This is a genomic window from Rhizobium sp. LjRoot258 (assembly GCF_964254185.1).
Classification (GTDB): domain Bacteria; phylum Pseudomonadota; class Alphaproteobacteria; order Rhizobiales; family Rhizobiaceae; genus Rhizobium.
On sequence record NZ_CAXUST020000001.1, the window covers coordinates 3,999,888 to 4,025,742 of the forward strand.

Consider the following 25,855-nt stretch of genomic DNA (forward strand, 5'->3'; position numbering starts at 1 on the left):
GAAGCAGAAAATGCCCCTTGCTTTCTTGCAGGAAAAATGTAGGTATTTTCTATACGCCTTGCAGAATTTATGCAAGATCGCTTCGATTCATTCCAGAGCGCAGGAGCGCACCGATGACAGCGACCACCCTTACAGACCGGAAGAATGCTGCAATTTCCCGCGGCGTCGGGATGACCACGCAGATCTATGCCGATCGCGCCGAAAATGCCGAGATCTGGGATCGGGAAGGTCGCCGCTATATCGACTTCGCGGCCGGCATTGCCGTCCTCAATACCGGCCATCGCCACCCGCGGGTGATCGCTGCCGTGAAGGATCAGCTCGATCACTTCACCCACACCTGCCATCAGGTCGTTCCCTATGAGAGCTACGTGCATCTGGCCGAGCGGCTGAACGCGCTGACGCCCGGGGACTTCGCCAAGAAGACGATCTTCGTCACGACAGGTGCCGAAGCCGTCGAGAATGCCGTGAAGATCGCGCGTGCGGCGACCGGCCGTTCTGCCGTCATCGCCTTCGGGGGCGGCTTTCATGGCCGCACCTTCATGGGCATGGCTCTCACAGGCAAGGTCGTGCCTTACAAGGTCGGATTCGGCGCGATGCCGGGCGATGTCTTCCATGTGCCGTTCCCGGTGGAGCTCCATGGCGTGACGCCTGAGCAATCGCTTGCAGCCTTGAAGAAGCTGTTTGCCGCCGATGTCGATCCGCAACGCGTTGCCGCAATCATCATCGAGCCGGTGCAGGGCGAGGGCGGCTTCTATGCGGCGCCGGCCTCGTTCATGAAGACACTGCGCGAACTGTGCGACCAGCACGGCATCCTCCTGATCGCGGATGAGGTTCAGACCGGCTTTGCGCGCACCGGCAAGATGTTCGCGATGGATCATCATGAGGTCGCACCCGACCTGATGACGATGGCCAAGAGCCTCGCCGGCGGCCTCCCGCTGGCTGCCGTCACCGGCCGCGCCGACATCATGGATGCGCCGGGACCGGGCGGCCTTGGCGGCACCTATGGCGGTAATCCGCTTGGTATCGCCGCTGCTCACGCGGTTCTCGATGTCATCAAGGACGAAGATCTCTGCAACCGCGCCAATCAGCTTGGCAGCCGGTTGAAGCAGCGTCTGGAATCGTTGCGCGAGAGGGCGCCTGAGATCGTTGATATCCGTGGCCCGGGCTTCATGAACGCCGTCGAATTCAACGACAGAACGACGAAGCTGCCGAGCGCCGAATTCGCCAACAAGGTCCGCCTGACCGCGCTTGAGAAGGGCCTGATCCTGCTGACCTGTGGTGTCCACGGCAACGTCATCCGCTTCCTCGCCCCGATTACCATCCAGGACAGTGTCTTTGGTGAAGCGCTTGACATTCTGGAAGCCTCGATCCTCGAAGCAAGTGGCAAGTAGGCTCGCCGGCCTTCTCTGCCCTGGAGTTACATGACATGGCATTCACGACTGCACTGACAAAGCACGTTCCCTTCTCCTCGCCCTTCCTGCGCGATGCCGGTTACATCAACGGCGCCTGGACAGCCGGTGGCGCGACCAAGACCTTCGATGTCCTCAATCCTGCTACTGGTGAGGTTCTGGCCTCGCTGCCCGACATGGGTGCCGCCGAAACGCGCGAAGCGATCGAAGCCGCCTATGCCGCGCAGCCGGCCTGGGCCGCGCGCCCTGCCAAGGAACGTGCCGGGATCCTGCGCAAATGGTTCGACCTGATGGTCGCCCATGCCGATGAGCTGGCTGCCATCCTCACCGCTGAAATGGGCAAGCCTTTCGCGGAGGCCCGTGGCGAGATTCTTTACGCCGCCGCCTATGTCGAATGGTACGCGGAGGAAGCCAAGCGCATCTATGGCGAAACGATCCCGGCGCCGTCGAACGACAAGCGCATGATCGTCATCAAGCAGCCCGTCGGCGTCGTCGGCACGATCACGCCCTGGAATTTTCCGGCAGCGATGATCACCCGCAAGATCGCACCGGCGTTAGCCGTCGGCTGCGCGGTTGTCTCCAAGCCGGCCGAGCAGACGCCGCTGTCGGCATTGGCACTTGCAGTTCTTGCCGAGCAGGCCGGCATTCCCCCCGGCGTCTTCAATGTGATCGTCGGCGAAGACGGCCCGGCGATCGGCAAGGAACTCTGCGGCAACGAGAAGGTGCGCAAGATCAGCTTCACCGGATCGACCGAGGTTGGCCGCATTCTGATGCGCCAGTGCGCCGATCAGATCAAGAAGATCAGCCTCGAGCTCGGCGGCAACGCGCCGTTCATCGTCTTTGACGATGCCGATCTTGATGCGGCGGTCGAGGGTGCGTTGGCGTCGAAGTACCGCAATGCGGGCCAGACCTGCGTCTGCGCCAACCGCCTCTATGTCCAGTCCGGCGTCTACGACGCCTTTGCCGCCAAGCTTGCGGCGAAGGTCGAGACGATGGCGGTCGGCGACGGCTTCAAGGCAGGCGTGACGATCGGTCCGCTGATTGATGAGCAAGGGCTGGCGAAGGTCGAAAGCCATGTGGCGGATGCTGTCTCGAAGGGGGCCAGGATCCTGACGGGCGGCAAGCGCGTCGAAGGTGCCGGCACCTTCTTCACGCCGACCGTGCTCACCGGCGTTACCCGCAAGATGAAGGTCGCTCGCGAGGAGACGTTCGGTCCCGTCGCGCCGCTCTTCCGCTTCGATACCGTCGAGGATGTCATCGCCCAGGCAAACGACACCGAGTTCGGTCTCGCCGCCTATTTCTTCGCCGGTGACCTCAAGAAAGTCTGGCGCGTCGCCGAGGCGCTCGAATACGGCATGGTGGGCATCAACACCGGTCTGATGTCGACGGAAACGGCGCCTTTCGGCGGCATCAAGCAATCCGGCCTTGGGCGCGAGGGCTCGCGTCACGGTGCCGAGGACTATCTCGAGATGAAATATCTCTGCATGGGCAATGTCTGAGCGACGTCTGGCTCAGATGCTTCAGAGACAATACGAAAGGGATCGCCGGCAGCGGCGGTCCCTTTTCTCCGGTTGCGTGATGCCTAGCCTTGCGATGCTTGCGCTGCGGGCTGCCAATCCGGCAGCGGGAAGACACGGTCATAGGCCCAGTTGAAGACGAAGGCGTAGACCATGTAGAAAATCGCGAACGACACGTCCATCATCAGGGCCTGGATGACGCTGACGCCGAGGTACCAGGCGATCATCGGCAGCAACGCCAGCAGCAACCCCACCTCGAACATGACCGCATGCGCCACGCGGATGCGGACGCTCTTCCGCGTGCTGCCGGTCAGACGCTGCATCAAATGATCGAAGCCGAGATTGTAAACATAGTTCCACATCGTCGCCAGCGTCGCGCCGGCAACGCCGACCACGCCGATATCGGCCATCGGCATGCCGAAGGCGAGCGCGCCGAGCGGCGTGACGAGCGCGAGTCCGATGAGTTCGAAGCTGATGGCGTGACGGATACGATCTGCGGCCTTACGCATATTTACCCCCGGCGGGAATGTTCGGGTCGTCCCGAGGTGATGCCCGTAGAGGGGGAGGTCGTCCTCACGGCCTTTTAATGGGTATTCCGGCCGCCGAAAACAAGGGCTGAGCTTGCTCAGTAGTGCGGCGGCCGGGTCATTGCTGGGGCCTCCAACGATTGCTCCTCGAGCGACAGGAATCGTTCCGTCAACCGGTCAAGCTTGGCGCGCGTCTGTTCCATGACCTTCCATTGCTCGGCCAGCTGGTCGGACAATTCCTCGATCGTCTTTGCCTGATGGGCGACGATTTCCTCGAGTTTCGTCATGCGGCTCGTCTCGTCGGACATGGAACCTCCTTGCCGCAACCGGCCAATGTCATCCGCACCTGAAAAGCGGAAATAGTTCGTGCGGTCAATCATTTCGAGAGTAGGGAAGTACGATTTTCAAAAGTGAACCGTTTAGTTACTAAAAGCCCTTGCCGCGTTCCAAGTTGTGGGGTAGGCCGGTAACCCTTCAGGGAGGAATTCTCATGGATGTTGGAAACGGCTTTCTTCATCCGGACCGGCTCTTTCCGGCCGATCCGACAACACGCGCGATCGCGCGGGACCTTTACGAGACCGTCCGCACGCTGCCAATCGTGAGCCCGCACGGCCATACAGAACCCTCGTGGTTTGCCGACGACAAGCCTTTCGACGATGCATCCTCGCTCCTCGTTATTCCGGATCACTATCTCTTCCGCATGCTGCACAGCGTTGGCGTCAAGCTCGATGATCTCGGCGTACCGCGCCTCGACGGTAAGCCGGTCGCCAAGGGCCGTGACATCTGGCGCGCTTTCGCCGCGCAGTACCATCTCTTCCGCGGCACGCCCTCCAGCCTGTGGGTCGATCACGCGATGTCGGCCGTGCTTGGTTGCGAGGAACCGCTGACGCCTGACAATGCCGATGCGCTGTACGATCATATCAACGCGCAGCTGGCACTTCCGGAGTTCCGTCCGCGCGCCCTGCATAAGCGTTTCGGCATCGAGACGATCGCCACGACCGAAGGCGCACTTGACCCACTGGTGCACCACCAGAAAATGGCAAAAGACGGCTGGATCGGCCGCGTCCGCACCACTTACCGCCCGGATGGCGTCACCGACCCGGATGCCGTCGGCTTCCGCGAAAACCTGGTGCGGCTTGGCGAACTGACCGATTGCGACGTGACGAAGTGGGACGGGCTGATCGAGGCTCACCGCAAACGCCGTTCCTATTTCCGCCAGTACGGAGCAACCGCCACAGACCACGGCGTTCCGACGGCGTTTACCGCCGACCTGCCACTGGCCGATAAGCAGCGGCTGCTCGACAAGGCGCACAAGGGCACGCTGAGCACTGAGGAAGCGGAGCTCTTCCGTGGCCAGATGCTGACCGAAATGGCCGGGCTTTCGGCCGAAGACGGCATGACGATGCAGATCCATGCCGGCTCGCGTCGCAATACCGACCGCGAGCTGTTCCAGACCCGCGGCCCGAACATGGGCGCCGATATCCCGACCACGACGGATTGGGTCGGTGGGCTCTCTGCGATGCTTGCAAAGTATGGTCACGCCCCTAGCCTGCGTGTGCTCCTGTTTACGCTCGACGAGACGACCTATGCCCGCGAGCTGGCGCCGATGGCCGGCCATTGGCCGTGCCTGATGATCGGTCCTCCCTGGTGGTTCCACGACAGCCCGAACGGCATCCGCCGCTATCTCGACCAGATGGTCGAGACGGCCGGTTTTGCCAATCTGGCCGGCTTCAACGACGACACACGCGCGCTTCTGTCGATCCCGGCACGCCACGATGTCTGGCGCCGCGAGGTCTGCCGCTTCCTGGCCCAGTTCGTGACGGAACACCGGATGTCCCGAAAGGAAGCAGAAATCGTCGCCGGCGAACTCTCCTATGGAAACGCGAAGAAGGCATACAAGCTGTGACCGAACGTCTGACGAGCCTGTCCGGCCTTGCGCCGACAGCCAAGCTTCCCCTCTATGATCGCGATGCGTTGAAGCCGGGCATCCTGCATCTTGGTCCCGGCGCATTCTTTCGCGCGCACTTCGCCCCCTTCACCGATGGCGCGATTGCGGCGGCCGGCGGCGACTGGGGCATCGAGGTGGCGAGCCTGCGCACAGCCGACGTTGCCGATCACCTGAACGAGCAGAACGGGCTCTATACCATGCTCGTGCGCGATACTGCGGGCACGACGGCGCACGTCATCGGCCCGATCCTGCGCGCCCATGTCGCGACCCGCAATCCCGGCGATCTGCTCGCCAAGCTTGAGGATCCCGCAATCCGCATCGTCAGCTTGACGGTCACCGAGAAAGCCTACGGCTTCGATTCCGCCACCGGCGGGTTGGACCTGAAGCATCCCGACATTGCCGCCGACCTCACTGACCGCCATGCGCCGCGCGGGGTCGTCGGCTATCTGGTCGAAGGTCTTTGTCGCCGCCGCGCCAAGGGCATCGCACCCTTCACACCGCTTAGCTGCGATAACCTACCAAGCAACGGCGCCGTTCTGAAGCGGCTGGTGCTCGACTTCGCCGAACGAGTCGATCCGGACCTTCGGCAGTGGATCGAGGACAACGTTCCTTTCCCGTCGACCATGGTCGATCGCATCACGCCGGCAAGCACGGATGCCACTTACCGCGACGCTGAAGGGCTCACGGGCCGGCGGGATCTGGCAGCGATCGAGACTGAACCTTTCACGCAATGGGTGATCGAGGACCACTTTGCCAACGGCCGCCCGGATTGGGAGCAGGCCGGCGCTTTGATGGTCGAAGACGTCTCCGCTTACGAGAAGATGAAGCTGCGCATGTTGAACGGCGCGCATTCGCTGCTCGCTTATCTCGGCTATATCGGCGGCTATGAGTTTATCCGCGACGTCATGGATGATGCCGGCCTGGCAGCCCTCGCGCGCCGTCACATGAACGCAGCAGCCGCAACCTTGGATCCGGTGCCTGGCATCGATCTCGAGGCCTATGCTGATGAGCTGATAGCACGCTTTGCAAACAAGGCGATCGCCCACCGCACCTATCAGATTGCCATGGACGGCACACAAAAGTTGCCTCAGCGCCTTCTCGAACCCGCCTCCGAAGCTGTGGCTGACGGCGGCAAGGCAGAGACCTATGCCATCGCGGTGGCCGCCTGGATGCGCTACGCACTTGGCGCTGACCGGAACGGTGAAAGCTACGAACTGCGCGACCCGCGCGCCGCCGAGATAACAGCGCTGCTAGCCGACGTGCCACGCAATGGGGGCGCTGTATCGAAAGCTCTGTTCGGGCTGCCGGGCCTTTTCCCGGCTGCGCTGACCGACAATCTCGGCTGGACGGAGGATGTGGCGAACAAGCTGGAGATCTTGATCCAGGACAACAGGTTGCCGTTGTTTTGATGGCGCACGACATCCCTTCTGCGCGGAAGACTCCCCACCGCGCAAAAAGGGGTCCCTTCGCTTCGCAGACGCGCGTCGGCCCCCAAGCACAGGAATGAGGCAATTCGGGTCACAGGCCGTCCTTCTATTGCCTTGTCACGCCTTTACGCGGGCCATCTCAGGATCGTAGAGGGGCTCGAGCGATACCCGGCAGGACACGCGCTCGCGCGCCACGTCAAGTTCGTAGCTGCCGGACAGCACGAAGTCTTCGGTCACGCCTTCCGGATTGCGGACATAGCCGTAGCCGATCGGCTTGCCGATCGTGTAACCGAAGCCGCCGCTGGATAGCCAGCCGACACGCTTGCCGTCGCGATAGATGGTCTCGCGGCCGAGCAGAACGACATCGGGGTCCTCTGGAACGAAGCATGCAAACATCTTCCTGACGCCCGAGGCCAACTGCCGCTCGATCGCCTCGCGGCCGCGAAACAGCGTGGTCTTTCTGGTCTTCACCGCCCAGCCAAGCCCGGCCTCGATGGGCGTATGGTCCGGCCCGATATCGGAGCCCCAGGCGCGATAGCCCTTCTCCAGGCGGCAGCTTTCGATGGCGCGGTAACCGGCATTGGTAAGCTGCAACGGACCGCCCGCCGCCATCAGCGCATCATAGACGGTTGTTGCGTATTCGACCGGCACATGCAGTTCGTAGCCGAGCTCGCCGACATAGGTGATGCGCAGCGCTCGCACCGGGCAGCCGGCGATGCCGATGGTCTTGACGCGGCCGAAGGGGAAGGCAGCGTTGGAAACGTCGTTGCTTGTGACCGTCTCCAGCACTGCGCGAGCGTTTGGTCCCATCAGCGACAAGACCGAATAGGCGGAGGTGACGTCAACGAGTTCGGCATGCATTCCATCTGGAATATTGCGTGCGATCCAATCGAAGTCATGCGTCGCGAAACCGGTGCCGGTGACGATGTAGTATTCGTCGTCGGCCATGCGGGCGCAGGTGAGGTCGCACTCAATGCCGCCCTTGTTGTTCAGCATCTGCGTATAGATCAGCGAGCCGACCGGTTTTGTCACATCGTTGGAGGCGATCCACGACAGAGCCGCTTCGGCATCGCGTCCCTTCAGCACGAACTTGGCAAACGATGTCTGGTCGAAGATGACGGCCGCCTCGCGCACTGTCTTGTGCTCGCGGCCGACGGCATCGAACCAGTTCTGGCGGCCATAGGTGTAGATATCCTTCGGCTCCTCGTTGGCGAAGAGATCGGCAAACCAGTTGGGCCGCTCCCATCCAAGCTTTTCACCGAAGCAAGCACCTTGCGCCTTCAGCCGGTCGTAGAGCGGCGATTTACGGCAGGGCCGGCCGCTTGAATACTCTTCGAGGGGGAAAGCCAATGTGTAGTGCTTGCCGTAAGCTTCCAGCGTGCGGGTGCGCACCCAATCGGTATCGAAATGCGGGCGGCCGAAGCGGCGAATATCGACCGGCCAGAGATCGTAGGGCGGTTCGCCGTTGGCGACCCATTCGGCGAGGGCCATGCCGGCGCCACCGCCGGACGCGATGCCGAAGGCATTGAAGCCGGCGCCGACGAAGAAGTTCTTCAACTCCGGTGCTTCGCCGAGAATGAAGTTGCCGTCAGGCGTGAAGCTTTCCGGGCCGTTCAGCAGCTGTTTCACGCCGACGTTTTCGAGCGCCGGGACACGCCCGAGAGCCTGTTCCATGATCTGCTCGAAATGCTCGAAATTGCTATCGAGCAATGTGTAGTGGAAGCCCTCGGGAATGCCGGCTTTCGCCCACGGTATCGGGTTGGGTTCGTAACCTCCCATGACGATGCCGCCGACCTCCTCCTTGTAATAGGTCAGGCGGTCGGGGTCGCGCAGCGTCGGCAGGTTCGACGGCACCCCGAAGGACTCGGTGATGATGTACTGGTGCTCGACAGAAACGAGCGGGACGTTGACGCCGAAGCGGGCGGCGAAAGCGCGCGTCCACTGCCCAGCGCAGACGACGACACGCTCGCATTCGATGCGGCCTTGCGCGGTGATGACGGCGCGGATCTTGCCTTTGTCGATCTCAAGATCGATCACCTCGGTATCCTCGAAGATCGAGACGCCCGCCATGCGCGCACCCTTGGCAAGTGCCTGGGTGATATCAGATGGGCTCGCCTGGCCGTCCGTCGGCAAGAACGCCGCGCCGACGAGATCGTCGATGGTCATCAGCGGCCAGAGATCGAAAGCCTCCTGCGGCGTCAGCAATTGCATCTCGAGCCCGAAGGATTGGGCCGTGGTCGCCTGTCGCTTGACCTCGGTCCAGCGTTCCTCGTTGCAGGCAAGTCGCAGGCCGCCATTCATCTTCCAGCCGGTGCCAAGTCCCGTCTCGACCTCCAGTCTCTTATAGAGATCGACGGAATAGCCGAGCAGCTGGGTGATGTTGGCACTGGTGCGGAGCTGGCCGACGAGGCCGGCCGCATGGAAAGTGGTGCCGGAGGTGAGCTTCTTGCGCTCCAGGAGCACGGTATCCGTCCAGCCGAGCTTACCGAGATGATAGGCCGTCGAGCAGCCGATGATCCCGCCGCCGATAACGACCGCCTTGGCGGTCTTTGGCAATTCCTTCGTCATATTATCGATCCTGTTCAAAAGCGTCGTAGGCGCGCTCGAAGCGCGCAAGATTCTCGGCAGTGTAGGCGGCGTAATCGAAGTCGATCGTGGAGTGGATTTCCGAAACCATGCTCCAAAGTGTCTCGCGCAACAGCGAAGCGCATTTCATCGCCTGGTAGCGCCGCCAGAGATCTCCAGTCAGCGGCATCTGATAATAGGTCTCGAGCATCAATCGCTCAGCCACCTCGGAGAACTCGCTGTTGGAGGCGAGGCCACCCAGATCGAAGAGCGGCGTGTTGAAGCCCGCATAGTCCCAGTCGATCAGCCACAGGCGCTTGCCGTCATCGAGAAAGTTGGCGGCCAGCATGTCGTTATGACCGAAGGCGATCTCGAACGGACCGCCGGCCGCTTCCAGCCGTTCGGCCTTTGCCAGCAGGTCCGGGAAAAGTTGACGATAGGGGCTGTTGGCTGCTTCCAGATTGGCGATGTAATCGCGAATGACATGAAAGACCCAGAAGATCGCCGCCGCGCCGCGAAATTCACGGGCGATATCGTGGTGGCAGGCCCGCACCAGCGGGATAACACGCTCCAACATCTCTGAGCGTCGCAGGTCGTCAGGCGAAAGCGCCGTCGACTCGATGTAGTCGAGAACAAGCACGCCCGGCGCATGATGGATAACAGCCGGCGAAAGCCCGGCTGCATGTGCAGCCTGACTGGCGGCAAGCTCGTTCTGGCGGCTGATATGGTGAACGGGGATATCTTCCCCCAGCCGGACGACGCGACGCACCGCACGATCCCGCACGAGATAGTTCCGGTTGGTGATGCCGCCGACGATCGGCACAATTTCGATCGGACCCTGCCAGATGCCGAGCGCATGAATCCGATCTTCAGGCGTCACGTTTTTCCCTTTCGTGGCCTATCCTATTGAAATCATGGCCAGAGCGGGATCGGCTGTCAAGCGCGCTAGATGGCGGCGCCTGATGCGTCGAAGACGTGGCACCGCGCCGGGTCGAAGAAGGCCTTCACGTTCGTCCCGCGCTCCACCTTCTGCTGCCCGTCGAGCGCGATCGTCATCTGCTGGCCGTCCGGCGTCTTCGCGTAGAGCATGGTCGCGCCGCCGAGGTTTTCAACGAGGTCGATATTCACGGTCGCAAGCGTGATGCCGCTGTTGTCGAGGACCGAAAGATGCTCCGGACGAATGCCGAAGGTGACGGCCTGGCCGGCTTCTGCCTTCAGCCGCCGAGGCAGGCGAACGGAGTTGCCACAGACGTTGATGGTCGTCTCGGCCTCTCCGGTCTGCTCCACGCGCGCCTGTAGGAAGTTCATCTTCGGGCTACCGATGAAGCCTGCCACGAAGCGGTTGATCGGATTGTTGTAGAGGTCGAGCGGCGCGCCGATCTGCTCGATGCGGCCTGCGTTCAGCACGACGATCTTGTCGGCCATGGTCATGGCCTCCACCTGGTCGTGGGTGACGTAGATCATCGTATTGCCAAGACTGCGGTGCAGACGGGAGATCTCGACGCGCATCTGCACGCGCAATTCCGCGTCGAGGTTGGAGAGTGGCTCGTCGAACAGGAAGATGCGCGGCTCGCGCACGATTGCGCGGCCGATCGCCACGCGCTGGCGTTGGCCACCGGAAAGCGCCTTCGGCTTGCGTTCCAGCAGTTTCTCGATCTGGAGGATTTCAGCCGCGCGTTTCACCTTCGGCTGGATCTCGGTCTTCTTGTAGCCGGCCGTCTCAAGCCCGAAGGCAAGATTCTTGTAGACCGACATATGCGGATAAAGCGCATAGGATTGGAATACCATCGCAATACCGCGCTTGGCCGGCGCCACCTCGTTCATTCGCTCGTTGTCGAGCAGAAGCGCGCCGCCGGTGATTTCTTCAAGCCCGGCTATCATGCGCAGCAGCGTGGACTTACCGCAGCCGGAAGGGCCGACGAAGACCGCGAACTCGCCGGGATCGATCTTCAGGTCGATGCCGTGGATGACGTCCAGGGCGCCGTAGCGCTTCTCGACTTTCTGGAGAACGACGCTTGTTGCCATGATCTCAGGATCCTCCCTGGTCCGTTACTTCGTGCGGGCACGCCAATCGGCGTACTTGGGGCTGTCCGATCCGATCGGCAGGCTGACTTCGCGGCCGGTGTCGGATGATTGATAGATCGCAGTGACGAGTTCCAGCGCGCGGCGCGCATCCTGGGTCGTCACCGGCAGCGGTCCGTTGCCGCTGAGATAGGTATGAAAATGCTCCATCTGCGTGGTGAAGCGCGGTGCGACCGGCTGCCAGTTGCCGATGACGGCGTCGATGCGCGCCTGCACATCATCATTCGCGACGATGATCTTCCAAGGGTCCCTACCCGGCGAGTAGGGCTCGTGATTGCTCTCGAAGGTCACGTTCTCAAAGTGCAGCCGCAAGCGACTGATCTGCTCCTGCGAGCCCAGCGTGCAGGACAGCGACACGAAGGCGCCGTTCTCCATCAGCAGGCTCGCCGAGGCGCAGTCCTCCACCTCGATGTCGTTGACGCGGGTCGCAACGCGGCCGAACACCTTCGAGACCGGCCCCATCAGATGCAGCAGCATATCGTGCAGGTGCAACGCGTGGGTCACCAGCACGCCACCAAGCTCGGTCGCCCATTTTCCGCGCCATGGAACCGAATAATATTCGGGCGTGCGCAGCCAGAAGGTTTCGACCGAGCCCATGTAGGGCTTGCCGGCGATGCCGGCGTCGATGATCCGTTTCGCTTTCTCGATGCCGTCGCCATAGCGATATTGGAAGATCGGCATCAGCGTGCCTTTGGCCGTCTTTTCCGCTTCCATGATCGTGTCGACGCCCGAGAGCGAGCCGGTCAGCGGCTTCTCGCAGATGACGTGCTTGCCGGCTGCCAGCGCTGCCACCACTTGCTCGAGGTGGATGCCGGGCGGCGTGCAGATGTCGACGATATCGACGCTCTCGTCGCCAAGCACATCGGCAAACGAGGTCGTGCGCTTGGCGATGTCGAACTCATCGCCGATCTCGCGCAGGCGCTCCTCGTTCAGGTCGCAGATCGCTACGACCTTGAACTTGTCGGGATGCGGCAGGTAGCCTTCAACGATGTGGGAGCGGCCGATGCCGCAGCCCACGATCGCAACTCTCTTGATACTCATATGACCTGTACCCGTAGCTGCATCAGCGCTTCATGCCTGTCGTGGCGATGCCTTCGATCAGCAGGCGCTGGAAGAATAGGAAGAACAAGAACACGGGCACCAGCGTCAGCGTCGACATGGCGAACAATCCGCCCCAGTCCGATGCACTGGTCGAGTCGACGAAGGTGCGCAGGCCGAGCTGGATCGTGTAGGTGTTCATGTCATTGAGGTAGATCAGCGGACCGAAGAAATCGTCCCAGGTCCAGATGAAGGAGAAGATCGCGGCGGTCGCCAGCACCGGCAGCGACAGCGGCAGCATGATCTTCCAGTAGATGCGCCAGGCGCTGCAGCCGTCCATCATCGCCGCTTCATCGAGTTCGCGCGGAATGCCGCGGAAGAACTGCACCATCAGGAAAATGAAGAAGGCGTCGCTTGCCAGGAACTTCGGCACCACGAGCGGCAGGATGGTGTTCACCCAGCCGAGATTGAGAAACAGCACATACTGCGGGATCAGCGTCACGTGGTATGGGATCATCAGCGTGCCGAGCATGATCGCGAACCAGAAGTTGCGGCCAGCAAAGTGCAGGCGCGCAAAGGCATAGGCGGCCAGCGAACAGGCAACGACATTGCCGATGACCGTCAGGACCGAAATGACGAGCGAATTCCAGAAAAAGCGCCCGAAGGTGATGTCGAGCCCCGTCCAACCACGCAGGTAGGAGGAGAAGTCGATCGACGACGGAATGAGCGAGGTCGACGAGAAGATCTCGTTTTCCGGGCGAACCGAGGCGGACACCATCCACAGCAGCGGATAGAGCATCAGCAGCGAGCCCAAGATCAGCAGTGTATGGATGGCAACCGACGTCGGAAGGCTGCGCTTGGTGATGTCGGATGGCGGCGCCGCGACGGCGGTGGTGATCCCGTTAGTCATCGTAGTGCACCCAGTAACGCGAGGTCAGGAAGGAGAAGGCCGTGAAGATCGCGATGATCAGCACGAGGATCCAGGCAAGCGCCGAAGCGTAGCCCATGCGGAAGTTTCCGAAAGCCTCCTGATAGAGATAAAGCGTGTAGAACAGCGTCGAGTTGATCGGCCCGCCCGTTCCGCCGGATATGATGAAGGCCGGCGTGAAGGCCTTGAAGGCGTCGATCGTCTGGACGACGGCGTTGAAGAAGATCACAGGCGTCAATAGCGGCAGGGTGATCTTGTAGAACTGCCGGAATTTGGATGCGCCATCGAGGCTGGCGGCCTCATACATGTCGGTCGGAATCTGGCGCAGGCCGGCGAGGAAGATGATCATCGGCGAGCCGAACTGCCAGACGCTGAGCGCCACTAGCGTGTAGATCGAGTAGCTCGGGTGAGAGATCCAGCTCGGGCCTTCGATCCCGAAATGCGCAAGCGCGGCATTGACCAGGCCGTCGCCGGCAAAGAGCTGCCGCCAGAGGACAGCGATCGCCACGCTGCCGCCGAGCAGCGACGGCAGGTAGAAGATCGCGCGGTAGAGCGGCAGGCCGCGAACGCCCTTATTGAGCGCCATCGCGACCAGCAGCGCGAAGGTGAGCTTGAAGGGCACTGACAACACGACATAAGTCAGCGTGACCCTCATCGCCGCCGCAAATTTCGGGTCGGCGGTTGCGATGCGCACGTAGTTTGCTGCTCCCACCCACTCGGCCGACTGGATCATGTCGAAATCCGTGAACGACAGGTAGAGCGAGATGACGGCCGGTCCGAGCGTCAGCCCGAAAAAGCCGATCAGCCACGGCAAGAGAAAGAGATAGCCTGGGGCATTGGCGGTCCAGAGGCGTTTGAAACGCCCCTGGGCCGCCGCCCCATATTCACTCTTGATGGCGTCCGGGGCGGTCGTGCGCATCACATCACTCATTCGCGTCAGCCTTTGGCGAGCAGGCGGCTGATCTCATCGACCAGCTGCTTGCCACCGTCGCTGGGTGTAAGCTGGCCGAAAGCGACTTGCTCGGCGATGGTGCGCAGCACCACCTGGCCTTCACCAGCGCCCGAGGGCGGCGGCGGCGGCAGCTTGCCTGCGAGGTCGCCGAGACCGCTGACGTAGTTGAGCGGGACCTTGCCCGTCTCATCGAGCTTGGCGGCCACGACGTCGCGCATCGCCTTCGATTCGGGAATGCCGCGTTCGACGTCGAGCGCCAGAGCCGCATCGGGGTTGGTGACGAAGAAGTTGACGTAGTCGACCGCCTGGTCGGGCACCTTCGACTGCGAGGACACCGAGAAGAACATCGAAGGCTTGCGATAGTGGCCGCCCTTCGAATCCGGTTTGATGCGCATGTAGTTGGTCAGCGCCAGCTTGTCCTTGCTGATCGCCTGGAAGCCGACGAACTGGTTGCTGTGCGCGTAGTCGGCCGCAGCCTTACCAAGGGTGAGCGGGCTGGTGTCAATCGTGTCCTTGTAGAGCGCCTGAACGTCGGGCGGTACGCAGGCGCTCGCTTCGCGGAATTTGCTCCACATGTCGAACCATTCGGAAGCCTCTTCGGCGCCGAAGGCGATCTTGGAATCGGCCGTATAGAGCGCTTTGCCGCGCTGCCTAAGATAGTTTTCCAGCAGCGGTTCGTTGCCGCTGCCATCGGCAAAACCAAAGAAGCCCTTGCGCTTGCCGGCCTTGGTGATCTCGGCGCCGATCTTGCCGAATTCCTCCCAGGTGGTTGCTTGCGTCGGCAGGTCGATACCGGCTTCCTGGAACGCGGTGGTATTCAAGACCGTTGATGCGGCGTTGGCGCCGAGGCTGACACCGTAGAGATGCCCGTCAACGCTGCCGCCCTCGATCTGCGCTGGGTCGAAATCGCCAAGATTGAGCTTGGACGGCATGTAGGATTCGAGCGGGGCAAGTGCGCCGCGCCGCGCATATTCGACGATATAGCGGTAGTCCATCTGGATGACGTCGGGTGCGTTGCGGCCGGCAACCTGTGTTGCCAGACGGGGCCAATAGTCCCCCCATCCAAGGAATTCGCCGGTGATCGACGTTCCCGCATTCTTCGTCTGGTAGAGTTGCGAGACCTTGTTGGTGCGGTCGGCACGCGGCTGCGAGCCCCACCACAGAAGCCGCAGGCGGGCATCGGCGGCAAAAGCCTTCGATCCCAGTGCGGACATCGAAAGAAGCGTTGCTCCTCCCGCAACGAAATTCCGTCTGCTTACGCGAAGTGTCATCTGTTCTCCTCCTCCCTTGGGGAGCGCCTCCACACGCTCCTTGCTGGTTTCTCTTGCAACAAATAACTAATTGGTTACAAGCTATGGAGAAGCGTTGAGGCTGTCAAGCGCTGATATGATGGTGCTCCTCACGCTTCTCGTTTTTTACAATCTGTTCTCAACGTACTATGAGCGCAATGGGGAAATAAGAAAGGTGGGCCGATGGAAGGCACCGGCGGAAATAGGGAAAAGAAGAGAGTAAGGCGTCAATCGCCCGAGCGTGTCTTGCAGCGCGATCCCGAACGAACCCGTGCGGCAATTCTTGAGGCTGCGACCAAGGAATTCGCCGAGAACGGCATGGGCGGCGCAAGAGTTGATGCGATCGCCGAGCGCGCCGGCACCAACAAACGCATGCTCTACCACTATTTCGGCGATAAGGAACAACTGTACCTGCGCGTCCTTGAGGAAGCCTACGTCGGTATTCGCACGGCCGAGCGGGAGCTCCATATCGGCGATCAAACGCCCCAGGAAGGAATTGGCGAGCTGGCGCTGTTTACCTGGCGTTATTTTCTCAAGCACCCTGAGTTCCTCAGCCTGCTCGGAACCGAAAACCTTCATCGTGCGCGCTGGCTGCGCCAGTCGGTTCGACTCAAGGAATTGCATTCCCATCTGATCGGAGAACTTTCCGAGGTGCTGGAGCGCGGCAAGAAGGCGGGCGTTTTCATCGCAAACGCAGATCCGCTGAACGTCTATCTGACGATTGCCTCGCTCGGATACTTCTATCTTTCCAACCAGTATACGCTCTCGACGATCTTCGGCCGCGACTTGGTCGAGCCGGGCAATCTCGATGCCTGGGAGCGCCACATCGTCCATGTGACGCTCGCATCGATCGCCGCCTGATCGTCGAAATCCGAGATCGGCTATTGACAGTGGACGGTGTCTGGCATCAGGTAACTGTTTAGTTACAGCCTGATACGGCCTGCAGATTGGGGAGCCGCGACCTTGTTGGGCACCGGACCACTGTTCGTTTCATGACGCATGAAGGAGGATCATACGATGGAGAAACGTCGCTTTGCCTTGATTGGAACGGGAAACCGCGGCACCACCATGTGGGGCAAGGAACTGCTTGCCGGCTGGCGCGAGCATGTGGATCTCGTCGCGATCGTCGACACCAATTCGCTGCGTGCCGAGCGCGCCCGCACGATGATCGGCAGCAATGCGCCGATTTATGAGAACATCGACGCCATGCTCGCCGAACAGCAGGTCGACCTCGTTATCGTCTGCACGCCCGACTATACGCATGACGACATCGTCGTCCGCGCGCTTGAGGCCGGCATCGACGTCATCACGGAAAAGCCGATGACCACAGCGGTCGACAAGATCCGCCGTATCCTCGATGCCGAAAAGCGCACCGGCAAGCGGGTGGATGTCTCCTTCAACTATCGCTATTCGCCGACGGCCGCCAAGATCAAGGAACTGCTCAACGCCGGCGAGATCGGTCGCGTCACGTCAGTCGACTTCCACTGGTATCTCGACACCAAGCATGGTGCCGACTATTTCCGCCGCTGGCACGCCTATACCGAAAATTCCGGCAGTCTCTTCGTGCACAAGGCGACGCACCACTTCGACCTCTTGAACTGGTATCTGGACAGCGACCCGGATGCCGTCACCTCCTTTGCCGATCTCCAGAATTACGGGCGCAAGGGGCCATTCCGCGGCCCGCGCTGCAAGCTCTGTCCGCATACGGGGGAGTGCGACTACTTCCTCGACCTCGAGGCCGATCCATTTCTCGATTCGCTGTACGAGGATCCGTCGAAGATCGACGGCTACTTCCGCGACGGCTGCGTCTATCGCGAGGATATCGATATCCCCGACACGATGGTCGTCAGCATCCGCTACAAGAACAACGTCCATGTCTCCTATTCGCTGAACACCTTCCAGCCGATCGAAGGCCACCATATCGCGTTCAACGGCACCCACGGGCGTATCGAGCTGCGGCAATACGAGAAGCAGCCGTGGGAAACGCCGGATCAGGACACTATCCTGCTCGTTCGCAATTTCCCGAAGGGAAAGGATACCGTCGAGCGGATCGTCGTGCCGCATTCACCAGGCGGCCACTACGGTGGCGACGACCGGATGCGCAACATGATCTTCAAGCAGGGCATGGAAGACAAGCTTGGCCAGCGGGCCGGGACGCGCGCCGGTGCCATGTCTGTGCTGTGCGGCATCGCCGCCCTGAGCAGCTCACGCAGCGGCAAGGTCGTGAAGATCTCCGACCTGATGCCGGAGATCGTCACGGGCAGCGCGCCGGCAAGTCTGAAGGCTGGCTAAGCGATGAGTGCCAGATCGCGACGCAGGATCTGATAGAGGAGCGGTTCGCCTTTGACGAACCGCTCTATTTCATCGACTGCCATATCCCCAAGCCGTCCGCGCTCCAGTCCCACGGCACCGGCGATATGCGGCGTCAGGAAGACATTGGGCAGGTCGTAGAAGGCCGAGGCCTCCTCCGGTATCTCGGGGTCCGTCACGTCGATGATGGCGTCAATCCGTCCGGCGCCAAGCGTCTTCAGGAGCGCGGCTTCGTCGATCAGAGCACCGCGCGCTGTGTTGATCAGCGTGGCCCCATCTTTCATCAGCGACAGCTCTTCGGCTCCGATCATGTGACGCGTCGACGGTAGCGACGGTGCGTGCAGCGAGACGATATCGGATTGCTTCATGAGCGTCGGCAGATCCGCCTTCTCGGTTCCAAGACTGCTCGCCTCGGCAATGTCGACGGTGGGATCGAAGAGGAGGATTCGGTATTCGAATGGCCGCAGCAGCTCGATGACCCGTCGCCCGATGCGCGAGGCGCCGACAATACCGACCGTGCGGCGATAGTTGCCGATCGCCAACCGCTGCATGGGGTGCGTCCGGTCGCGGTTGCGGTCAGCGACGTAGAGGTCGCGGAAGCGGAACACCTGCTTGCCGGCGAAGATGATCGCCGCAAGCGTAAACTCCGCAACCGGGACAGAATTTGCCTCGGCAGCATGCGTTACGGCAATGCCGGCATCGAAGATCTGCTCATCGACGATCCCTTTGACGGTTCCGGCCGCATGCGCAACCAGCCGCAGCCGTGGAGCCGCTGCAAGGACCTCGCGCCCGACATAGGGCGATCCCCAACCGGTGATGAGGATATCAGTGTCGGCGAGAATGCGCCGGGCGCGATCGCCGTCGAAGCTTTGGAGCGGCTGGGGATCGAGAAGGTGGCCGAGCTCGCCGAGCCGGCGCAGCGTCTCGGCAGGCAGGACATGCTCGGTCCGTGAAGGCTGCATCGCAAGCGCGATGGAGGGGCGCGTCATGGCACCTGCCCCGGCGCCTCGATCGCGCTGACCCTGATGCCCTTGCTGGCGACGAGCGCTTCGAGCTCGGCAAGGTCAGGCGCCTGCGGCGGCGTGGTCCAGGCGCCGGTCACGATACCTTTGTCGTTTGCGGCGAGGACAGCGGTCATCAGGATTGTCTGGCCTGCCGGTACTGCTGCGCGCAACTGCGGCACGAGCGTCTTGGCGATAATCATGTTGGTATTCGGCGGCGCCTTCTGCGTCAGGCCCGTGCGCGGCACTTGCGAGCCGATGTCGAGAATGCCGCTGAAATCCCCTTCTCCGATCGCATAGGCGCTCGAGCCGTCCGCGACCAGTGTATCGAGTTCGAAATCGCGGCGCGCGATCGCGAAGCCGCCTTCCGCGGTCTGCAGCGGCCGCGGCGAATTGATGCGGTGGACGCGGACGTGCCAGGGCGCTGCCGGCACCAGCCAGGTTTCGACCTCCACGTCCCGGAATGGCGACCACTTCGAGTAGAGGACGTCGCCCGCAAGCTTGGCTTCCTGATTGGTCTCGCGAACCCGGTAGTGCAAGCCGTCATCGCTGAAGGCGAGGGTCGAATCGAGCGCCGCGCCGGCGAAGTTGCGTTCGTCGGATTCGACGCTGAAACCGTAGCGGCTGGAATAAGCGAATTTCGCGTATTTCTCCGTGCCGAACCGCATCTGCAGGTTTTCCTGGCCGCAGGAGAGCGCCACGACGTCGCCGCCATTGCGCATCAGCACCATACCGGGATGGCGCTGCGGCAGGACTCTTGCCGTCTCCGCAGGTGCCGTTTCCTTGGCGGTCCAGAAGGGGTGGTCTTCAGCGAGCGCCAGCGGCAGGAACGCCTTGAAGGCCCAATAAGGCGAACCGGCCGAATTGTAGTTCTCCGACATCAGAAGATTGGGATAGCCGAAACCGATCGAAAGAATGCCGTCGCGGTTGGTCATCGGCTTGTCCTTCCACCAGCGCAGGTGCTGCAGGCAAAGGCTTTTGATCTCGCCCCACGGCAGCGCTTCGAGGTCGGCGAAGGCGAGCGCCGACCAGAAGCCGGCACAGGCGAAGCGGTAGGTCAGGCTGCGGCCGAACGGGATAGTCGCCCCATCCGCGCCGAACCAGTGCCTGAAGTCGTTTGCGAAGAGGAGGGCGCGTTCGCGATAGCGCTTTGCGTAGTCGTCATCGACGAGCTTGGAATAGATCAGGCCGTAGAAGTGCATGGCAAACGGGATGTAATGGTCAATGCGGCGCACATTGCCGTCGCGGTACCATCCGTCGCCGATGTAGAAGCCTTCGAGCTCCTCGAGATACTGCCGTGTCAGGCTGCGGTCGAAGTTGGCGCCGACGCGGTCGAGCGCGATGTCGACGAAGATGCGGAAGAATTTCCAGTTGTTGTCAGCATAGTCGAACTGTCGCGCATGCTTGAGATAGGCGACGACGTTGTCGCGCGCCCGCCCGCCAAGCGGCTCCCATACCTTCTCCGGCACGAGCGCCAGCGCAAAACCGAGCGCCGCAAGCTCCACCATGCGCTGGTCGCGGCCGTTGACCGTTCCCCAATATTCCGGATGCTTCGGGTCCGTGCCATTGGCGATGCCTTCGGCAAAGCGATGCCACTCCGCAAATTCGCCGCCGCCGGCCCCGAGCGGCGCCAATCCCCAGAGCGGCCGCGCAAAGCCTTCGAGGTCGGCCGCCGCGCGGTCGAAATGGGCGGCTCCACCGTCGAGGCGTACGCGCGCATTCCCTGCCGAGAAGTAGGGCAGCAGCGGATCGAAGAGATTGAGAAGCGCACGCGACATGTCCTCGCGCGTCTTCAGCGGATTGTCGGCAAGCGGATTTGCACTGGCGGGATCATAGGTCATCGGCATTGCTCGTCATATCAGGAGTGCAAAACGGTGCCGCCGGCAATAGGCACGACGGCGTGGCAAATCTGGCGGGCGGGCGCGGCGCGATCCTTGAAGCGCGCAACCATGAGACTGACCGCCTCCCTGCCGAGCGCCACGCGATCCACGCGCATGGTTGACAGCGGCGGATTCGTCATCAGCGCGCAGGGAAGATCGTCGAAGCCGACGATGGCGAAGTCATCGGGCACGCGCAGCCCGGCCTCGGTCACGGCTTCGAGAACGCCGACGGCGATGAAGTCGTTCATGCAGAAGGCGGCGGTGAAGCCGGCATTCTCTGCAAGCACGCCGGCTGTCAGTTCATGCGCCTCATGGATCGCGCTGCCTTGAAAGGTCATCGACACGAGACGCCCTTCGGCGCCTTCGACCTCGGCAATCGCAGCCCTGAAGCCACGCACGCGCTCGCGGATGGTGTTGCGGTGCGAGCCCGTCAGATGCAGGATCTGGCGGTGGCCGGCATTCAGCAGGCGCGTCGTCGCTTCATATGCGCCGTAGAAGTTCGAGGGAGAAGCGCCGTCGAGCCGCAGCTGCGGATCGGTGCCGTTGACCAGTACCGTCGGGATTGCCGCGACCTCGAGCCACGCGCACAGGTCGGCGCTCGGATCGATCCCAACCAGGAACAAACCACCGGCGCCGGCCGTCTGCATATACTCGTGGACCACATCGGGTGTGGCTCTGTTCTCGCGGATCAGCCGCACTTCGAAGGGAACGCCGGCATCGAGCGCGCCGGCGCGCAACCCTTCGACGATCCCTTCGTAGAAGACGCTGAGCCCGCCCGTTACCCCGTCGCTTGCAATCAGCGCCAGGCTGCCACGCAGCGCACCGTTTGCGGTGCGTGCCGAGTAGCCGTTTTCGGCCGCCACCTTGAGAATGTGCTGGCGTACGCTCTCGCTGATGCCTGGCTCGTTGGCGAGCACGCGGGACACGGTAGATACAGACACACCCGCCATGGTGGCGATGTCGGCCTGTCTCAGTCTTTTCGTCTTGATCTCGTTCATGGAGTGAAGCTTATGCAAATAGCGCAAATTTGCAAGAAAAAGATAATTTGTTGCATTGGGTAAGTTTTTGCGTAATCTACGCCGCATAAGCCCATGGAGCTGTTGGAGGATGGCGGGGCGATGAAAGAGGAGGATGAAATCATGCTGGTCAATCGCCGTTCATTTCTGATGGGTTCGGCAGGTGTCGCTGCCGGGCTGGCCTTCGGCGCCGGAAGCTCTGTTCCGGCCTTTGCAGAAGATACCAAGCTGCGTGCGATGTGGTGGGGATCGAACGATCGCGCCAAACGCACGCTTGATGTCGCCAAGCTCTATGAAAGCAAGAACGCCGGCGTTTCGATCGTCGGCGAGTCGCTGAGCGGTGATGGCTATTGGACAAAACTCTCCACCCAGATGGCCGGCCGTGCAATTGCTGACGTCTTCCAGCTCGAGCCGGGAACGATCTCGGATTACTCCAAGCGCGGTGCATGCCTGGCGCTCGACGAGTTCGTGCCCTCGACGCTGAAAGTCGATTCCTTCGGCAAGGACATGCTGAAGCTGACGACGGTGGACGGCAAGCTCTATGGTGTCGGCCTCGGCCTCAACTCCTTCGCGCTGTTCTTCGATCAAACAGCGTTCCAAAAGGCAGGCATTCCGGTGCCGACGGCGGATCTGACCTGGGATGAGTATGCCAAGCTCGCGGTCGAGCTGACAAAGGCCGGAGGCAAGGACAATTACTGGGGCGGCCCGTACGGCGCGCGCTACGCCTACGTCTTCGACGCCTGGCTGCGCCAGCGCGGCAAAAGCCTCTATGCCGATGGCAAGCTCGGCTTCAATGTGGATGACGCAACAGCCTGGTTTACCTACTGGGAAGATCTGCGCAAGAAGGGCGGCACGGTCGCAGCCGATGTCCAGACGCTCGACCAGAACACGATCGACACGAACTGCCTTGCGCTCGGCAAGTCGGCGATGGGCATGGCCTATTCCAACCAACTCGTCGGCTATCAGCTGATTTCCAAGAACAAGCTCGCAATCACGCTCCTGCCGCGTGAAAAGAAGGGCGGCCCGTCCGGGCACTACTATCGCCCGGCATTGATCTGGAGTATTGGCGGGACGACGAAGAACGGCGAGGCCGCGGCCAAGTTCATCGATTTCTTTGTCAATGACGTGGAAGCCGGCAAGATCCTTGGCGTGGAGCGCGGCGTGCCCATGTCGCCGACTGTGCGGGAGGCGATTCTCCCTCACCTTAATCCGACCGAGCAAGACACCGTGAAGTACGTAAACCTGCTGAAAGATCAGGTGGGCGAATATCCGGCGCCTGCACCGCTCGGCTCGACGCAGTTCGACCAGCGCGTCTTCCGTCCGATTGCCGATGAACTTGCATTCGAGCGGACAACTCCGGCCGAAGCCGCGGCACGTCTCCTGGAAGAAGGCAAGGCGACGATCAAGGGCTGATCGCACATCGACAAAGCATTTGGATCGCGGCGGGCATTGGTCTGTCGCGATTTTCTTTGTCGCCAGCGTTCCCCGAATACCTTGATGACAATCGTATGATTTTTGCGATGAGAAAACCTTTTCCCACTTGACGATGAAGTTGGGAAAAGCTTTTCTCATCGCAAATGAGGAGACGCGCGGTGAACGTCGCGGGAGGAAAAAGAGGCCGGATCACCATCCACGACGTCGCAGCGGCGGCCGGGGTCAGTATTTCCACGGCCTCGAAGGCGCTGAATGAAACCGGCCGCATGAGCGCCGAGACCCGCGAGCGCGTAAAGCGCATTGCCGGCGAAGTCGGCTTCCGCCCCAATGCACTCGCCAGGGGCCTCCTGAGCAAGCGCAGTTTCACCATCGGCCTGTTGACCAACGACACCTACGGGCGCTTCACGCTGCCGGTGATGGCCGGCATTTCCGAAGCGCTCGTCGATCACGGCGTATCTGTTTTTCTCTGCGCGATTGAAGACGATCCGTCGCTTGGTCAGATCCATGTCGATGCCATGCTGGAAAAGCAGGTGGACGGGATCATAGCGACCGGAAAACGCTTGGACCGGCAGCTTCCGGTCGATCTGTCGAACCTGCCTGTCCCCGTCGTCTACGCTTTCACCGAGGGGACGCCGGCAAGCGTTACCTTCCGCTCCGACGACGCGCAGGGCGCACGGCTCGCCGTGGAGTGGTTGGTGAAGATGGGCCGTCGGCGGATCGCGCATATCACGGGGCCGGAAGACTTCTTCTCGGTTCGCGAGCGCACGGGCGCCTACCGCGATGTCATCGGCGGGGAGGGCCTCGTCATGTTCGGCCATTGGGCGGAAGCCTGGGGCCACGAGGCCATCGCGAAGATCTGGAACGGAGAGGGCGAAAAGCCGGACGCGATCTTCTGCGGAAACGATCAGATCGCCCGTGGCGCTGTCGATGCGCTGCGCGAGCGCGGTGTTCGCGTGCCGGAGGATGTTTCCGTGGTCGGGTTCGACAATTGGGAGATTGTCGCCGGCCAGACGCGGCCGCCGCTCACCTCCGTCGATATGGAGTTGAAGGAACTGGGGCGCCAAGCCGGGTTGACGGTTTTGGCGCTGGCCGAGGGGCGCCCGGTGGAACCTGGCGTCAGGAAATTGCCGTGCCGCCTCGTGGTGCGGCAGTCATGCGGGGCCCAAAGCCCCAGGAGATGAGGAACCGGCGCGGAGGAGATGCGCCAATTTTGGGAGGAGTGCCATGATTAAGCGTCTGTTGGCTGCGACAAGCGTTGCCACCCTATGTCTGGTGTCCGGAGCATCGGCCGCCGAGAACGTCGAAATGTGGGTCCGTTCCGGTATCGGCGAGTCCTTCAAGAAGGTCGTCGAAGCCTACAATTCCAGCCACGAGAACCAGGTTGTCGCGACCGAGGTGCCGTTCTCGGAACTTGTCCAGAAATACGCAACGGCAATCGCTGGAGGCCAGGCGCCGGACGCGTTGTCGATGGATCTCATCTACAATCCGGCCTTTGCCGCTGCGGGACAGTTGGAAGACCTGACGGACTGGGCAAAGAAGTTGCCCTATTTCAATTCGCTGTCGCCGTCGCACGTGCGCCTCGGCACCTATCAGGATCGCGTCTATGGCCTGCCGCTTTCGGTCGAAACCTCGGTCTTTGCCTGGAACAAGGACCTCTACAAGAAGGCGGGCCTCGATCCTGAAAAGGCGCCTGCGACCTGGGAGGAAATCACTGCCAACGCCGAGAAGATCCGCAAGCTGGGTGACGACACCTACGGCTTCTACTTCTCCGGCGGCGGTTGCGGTGGCTGCATGATCTTCACGTTCACGCCGCTCACCTGGGGCGCAGGCGCTGATATCCTGTCGGCCGATGGCAAAACGGCGACGCTCGACACCCCGCAGATGCGCAAGGCCGTCGACTACTATCGCGACATGGTGAAGAAGGACGTTGTCCCGGCAAGTGCTGCCAGCGACAACGGTGCCAACTTCCTGAGCTTCACCAACGGCAAGATCGGCCAACAGAGCCTCGGCGCATTCGCGATCGGCACGCTTGTTACCGAGCATCCCGACATCGACTTCGGCGTGACGCTCATTCCGGGCGTTGACGGCAATCCGTCCTCCTTCGCCGGTGGCGACAACTTCGTCATCACCAAGGGCACGAAGAAGATCGATGCCGTGAAGGAATTCCTCGAATACATCTATTCGATGGACGGTCAGAAGATCATGGCGAAGTACGGCAGCCTGCCAACCCGCGGTGACATCGCCGACAAGGTGCTCGAAGGCCTTGATTCGAGGATGCAGGTCGGCCTGAAGGCCATATCGGTCGCGAAGACACCCTACACGCTGCAGTTCAACGATCTGATCAACAGCGCCAACGGTCCGTGGGCGACCTTTACGAACGCCGCCATCTTCGGTGACGACGTCGACGGCGCCTTTAAGAACGCGCAGTCGGAGATGCAGTCGATTATCGACAGCGGCCAATAATCTCCCAACGGCCGTGGCCGGAGGGTGGTGGCAGTCCTCCGGCCGATTTTTATCAGGAATGATGCGGAG

At 61.7% G+C, this 25,855-nt stretch carries 21 protein-coding genes; 9 read left to right on the forward strand and 12 right to left on the reverse strand.

The genetic code is table 11. The features are described 5' to 3' along the window. Positions 1-113: 113 nt before the first annotated feature. Together ACSQ9D_RS19605 and ACSQ9D_RS19610 are read left to right on the forward strand one after the other, a co-directional pair. Positions 114-1,391: a 4-aminobutyrate--2-oxoglutarate transaminase gene (locus ACSQ9D_RS19605; RefSeq protein WP_436283538.1), complete on the forward strand. Its 1,278-nt coding sequence runs from the start codon at positions 114-116 to the stop codon at positions 1,389-1,391. Between the two features lie 35 nt (positions 1,392-1,426). Continuing rightward, positions 1,427-2,908 carry an NAD-dependent succinate-semialdehyde dehydrogenase gene (locus ACSQ9D_RS19610; protein ID WP_436283539.1) on the forward strand — a complete coding sequence of 494 codons (1,482 nt, stop codon included), beginning with the start codon at positions 1,427-1,429 and terminating at the stop codon, positions 2,906-2,908. An 83-nt stretch (positions 2,909-2,991) separates the two neighbouring features. Here the strand turns inward: ACSQ9D_RS19610 and ACSQ9D_RS19615 are convergent, their stop codons facing one another. Both ACSQ9D_RS19615 and ACSQ9D_RS19620 read right to left on the reverse strand, forming a co-directional pair. Then, positions 2,992-3,435 (reverse strand): PACE efflux transporter, encoded by a 444-nt coding sequence (locus tag ACSQ9D_RS19615; RefSeq protein ID WP_436283540.1) that lies wholly within the window; start codon positions 3,433-3,435, stop codon positions 2,992-2,994. Between the two features lie 116 nt (positions 3,436-3,551). Continuing rightward, entirely contained in the window at positions 3,552-3,761 is a 210-nt protein-coding gene (locus ACSQ9D_RS19620) for a SlyX family protein (RefSeq protein ID WP_436283541.1), read from the reverse strand. A 182-nt stretch (positions 3,762-3,943) separates the two neighbouring features. Here ACSQ9D_RS19620 and uxaC point away from each other — a divergent pair, with 182 nt between their 5' ends. Next, the gene (uxaC, locus tag ACSQ9D_RS19625) at positions 3,944-5,359 is read left to right on the forward strand and encodes a glucuronate isomerase (protein ID WP_436283542.1); all 1,416 of its coding nucleotides are present in this window, start codon (positions 3,944-3,946) and stop codon (positions 5,357-5,359) included. Next, positions 5,356-6,810 carry a mannitol dehydrogenase family protein gene (locus tag ACSQ9D_RS19630; RefSeq protein WP_436283543.1) on the forward strand — a complete coding sequence of 485 codons (1,455 nt, stop codon included), beginning with the start codon at positions 5,356-5,358 and terminating at the stop codon, positions 6,808-6,810. The genes uxaC and ACSQ9D_RS19630 overlap by 4 nt, the downstream gene beginning before the upstream one ends. A 135-nt stretch (positions 6,811-6,945) precedes the next feature. Here ACSQ9D_RS19630 and ACSQ9D_RS19635 read toward each other — a convergent pair whose 3' ends face one another. The 7 genes from ACSQ9D_RS19635 to ACSQ9D_RS19665 form a co-directional block, all read right to left on the reverse strand. Beyond that, entirely contained in the window at positions 6,946-9,396 is a 2,451-nt protein-coding gene (locus tag ACSQ9D_RS19635; RefSeq protein ID WP_436283544.1) for a GcvT family protein, read from the reverse strand. Position 9,397: 1 nt separating this feature from the next. Next, on the reverse strand, positions 9,398-10,273 hold the full coding sequence (locus ACSQ9D_RS19640) for a phosphotransferase (protein ID WP_436283545.1): 876 nt from the start codon (positions 10,271-10,273) through the stop codon (positions 9,398-9,400). A gap of 65 nt (positions 10,274-10,338) precedes the next feature. Then, complete coding sequence (locus ACSQ9D_RS19645; protein ID WP_037115195.1) at positions 10,339-11,418, reverse strand: ABC transporter ATP-binding protein; 1,080 nt, start codon at positions 11,416-11,418, stop codon at positions 10,339-10,341. Positions 11,419-11,442: 24 nt separating this feature from the next. Next, positions 11,443-12,516 carry a Gfo/Idh/MocA family protein gene (locus tag ACSQ9D_RS19650; protein ID WP_436283546.1) on the reverse strand — a complete coding sequence of 358 codons (1,074 nt, stop codon included), beginning with the start codon at positions 12,514-12,516 and terminating at the stop codon, positions 11,443-11,445. A gap of 22 nt (positions 12,517-12,538) precedes the next feature. Beyond that, positions 12,539-13,423 carry a carbohydrate ABC transporter permease gene (locus ACSQ9D_RS19655; RefSeq protein WP_436283547.1) on the reverse strand — a complete coding sequence of 295 codons (885 nt, stop codon included), beginning with the start codon at positions 13,421-13,423 and terminating at the stop codon, positions 12,539-12,541. Beyond that, positions 13,416-14,372, reverse strand: coding sequence for a carbohydrate ABC transporter permease (locus tag ACSQ9D_RS19660; RefSeq protein WP_436283548.1), 957 nt, complete (start codon positions 14,370-14,372; stop codon positions 13,416-13,418). The genes ACSQ9D_RS19655 and ACSQ9D_RS19660 overlap by 8 nt, the downstream gene beginning before the upstream one ends. A 5-nt stretch (positions 14,373-14,377) precedes the next feature. Then, on the reverse strand, positions 14,378-15,664 hold the full coding sequence (locus tag ACSQ9D_RS19665) for an ABC transporter substrate-binding protein (protein ID WP_436283549.1): 1,287 nt from the start codon (positions 15,662-15,664) through the stop codon (positions 14,378-14,380). A 201-nt stretch (positions 15,665-15,865) separates the two neighbouring features. Between ACSQ9D_RS19665 and ACSQ9D_RS19670 the strand changes: the two genes are divergently transcribed. Further along, positions 15,866-16,543, forward strand: a complete 678-nt coding sequence (locus tag ACSQ9D_RS19670; protein WP_436283550.1) for a TetR/AcrR family transcriptional regulator — start codon at positions 15,866-15,868, stop codon at positions 16,541-16,543. 156 nt (positions 16,544-16,699) lie between these two features. Next, positions 16,700-17,974, forward strand: coding sequence for a Gfo/Idh/MocA family protein (locus tag ACSQ9D_RS19675; protein ID WP_436283551.1), 1,275 nt, complete (start codon positions 16,700-16,702; stop codon positions 17,972-17,974). On the opposite strand, the gene ACSQ9D_RS19680 is transcribed toward ACSQ9D_RS19675, so the two are convergent. Genes ACSQ9D_RS19680 through ACSQ9D_RS19690 form a run of 3 tightly spaced genes read right to left on the reverse strand, consistent with a single transcriptional unit; the run spans position 17,971 to position 21,871 of the window. Then, positions 17,971-18,981 carry a hydroxyacid dehydrogenase gene (locus ACSQ9D_RS19680; protein ID WP_436283552.1) on the reverse strand — a complete coding sequence of 337 codons (1,011 nt, stop codon included), beginning with the start codon at positions 18,979-18,981 and terminating at the stop codon, positions 17,971-17,973. The two genes, ACSQ9D_RS19675 and ACSQ9D_RS19680, sit on opposite strands and share 4 nt — an antisense overlap. Beyond that, positions 18,978-20,834, reverse strand: a complete 1,857-nt coding sequence (locus ACSQ9D_RS19685) for a DUF2264 domain-containing protein (protein WP_436283553.1) — start codon at positions 20,832-20,834, stop codon at positions 18,978-18,980. Before ACSQ9D_RS19685 ends, ACSQ9D_RS19680 begins: the two co-directional genes overlap by 4 nt. A 17-nt stretch (positions 20,835-20,851) precedes the next feature. Next, complete coding sequence (locus ACSQ9D_RS19690; protein ID WP_436283554.1) at positions 20,852-21,871, reverse strand: LacI family DNA-binding transcriptional regulator; 1,020 nt, start codon at positions 21,869-21,871, stop codon at positions 20,852-20,854. Positions 21,872-22,012: 141 nt separating this feature from the next. Between ACSQ9D_RS19690 and ACSQ9D_RS19695 the strand changes: the two genes are divergently transcribed. The 3 genes from ACSQ9D_RS19695 (at position 22,013) to ACSQ9D_RS19705 (ending at position 25,786) form a co-directional block, all read left to right on the forward strand. Beyond that, the gene (locus ACSQ9D_RS19695) at positions 22,013-23,302 is read left to right on the forward strand and encodes an ABC transporter substrate-binding protein (RefSeq protein ID WP_436283881.1); all 1,290 of its coding nucleotides are present in this window, start codon (positions 22,013-22,015) and stop codon (positions 23,300-23,302) included. Between the two features lie 179 nt (positions 23,303-23,481). Further along, entirely contained in the window at positions 23,482-24,504 is a 1,023-nt protein-coding gene (locus ACSQ9D_RS19700) for a LacI family DNA-binding transcriptional regulator (RefSeq protein WP_436283555.1), read from the forward strand. Positions 24,505-24,547: 43 nt separating this feature from the next. Continuing rightward, positions 24,548-25,786, forward strand: coding sequence for an ABC transporter substrate-binding protein (locus tag ACSQ9D_RS19705; protein ID WP_436283556.1), 1,239 nt, complete (start codon positions 24,548-24,550; stop codon positions 25,784-25,786). The last annotated feature ends 69 nt before the right edge of the window (positions 25,787-25,855 follow it).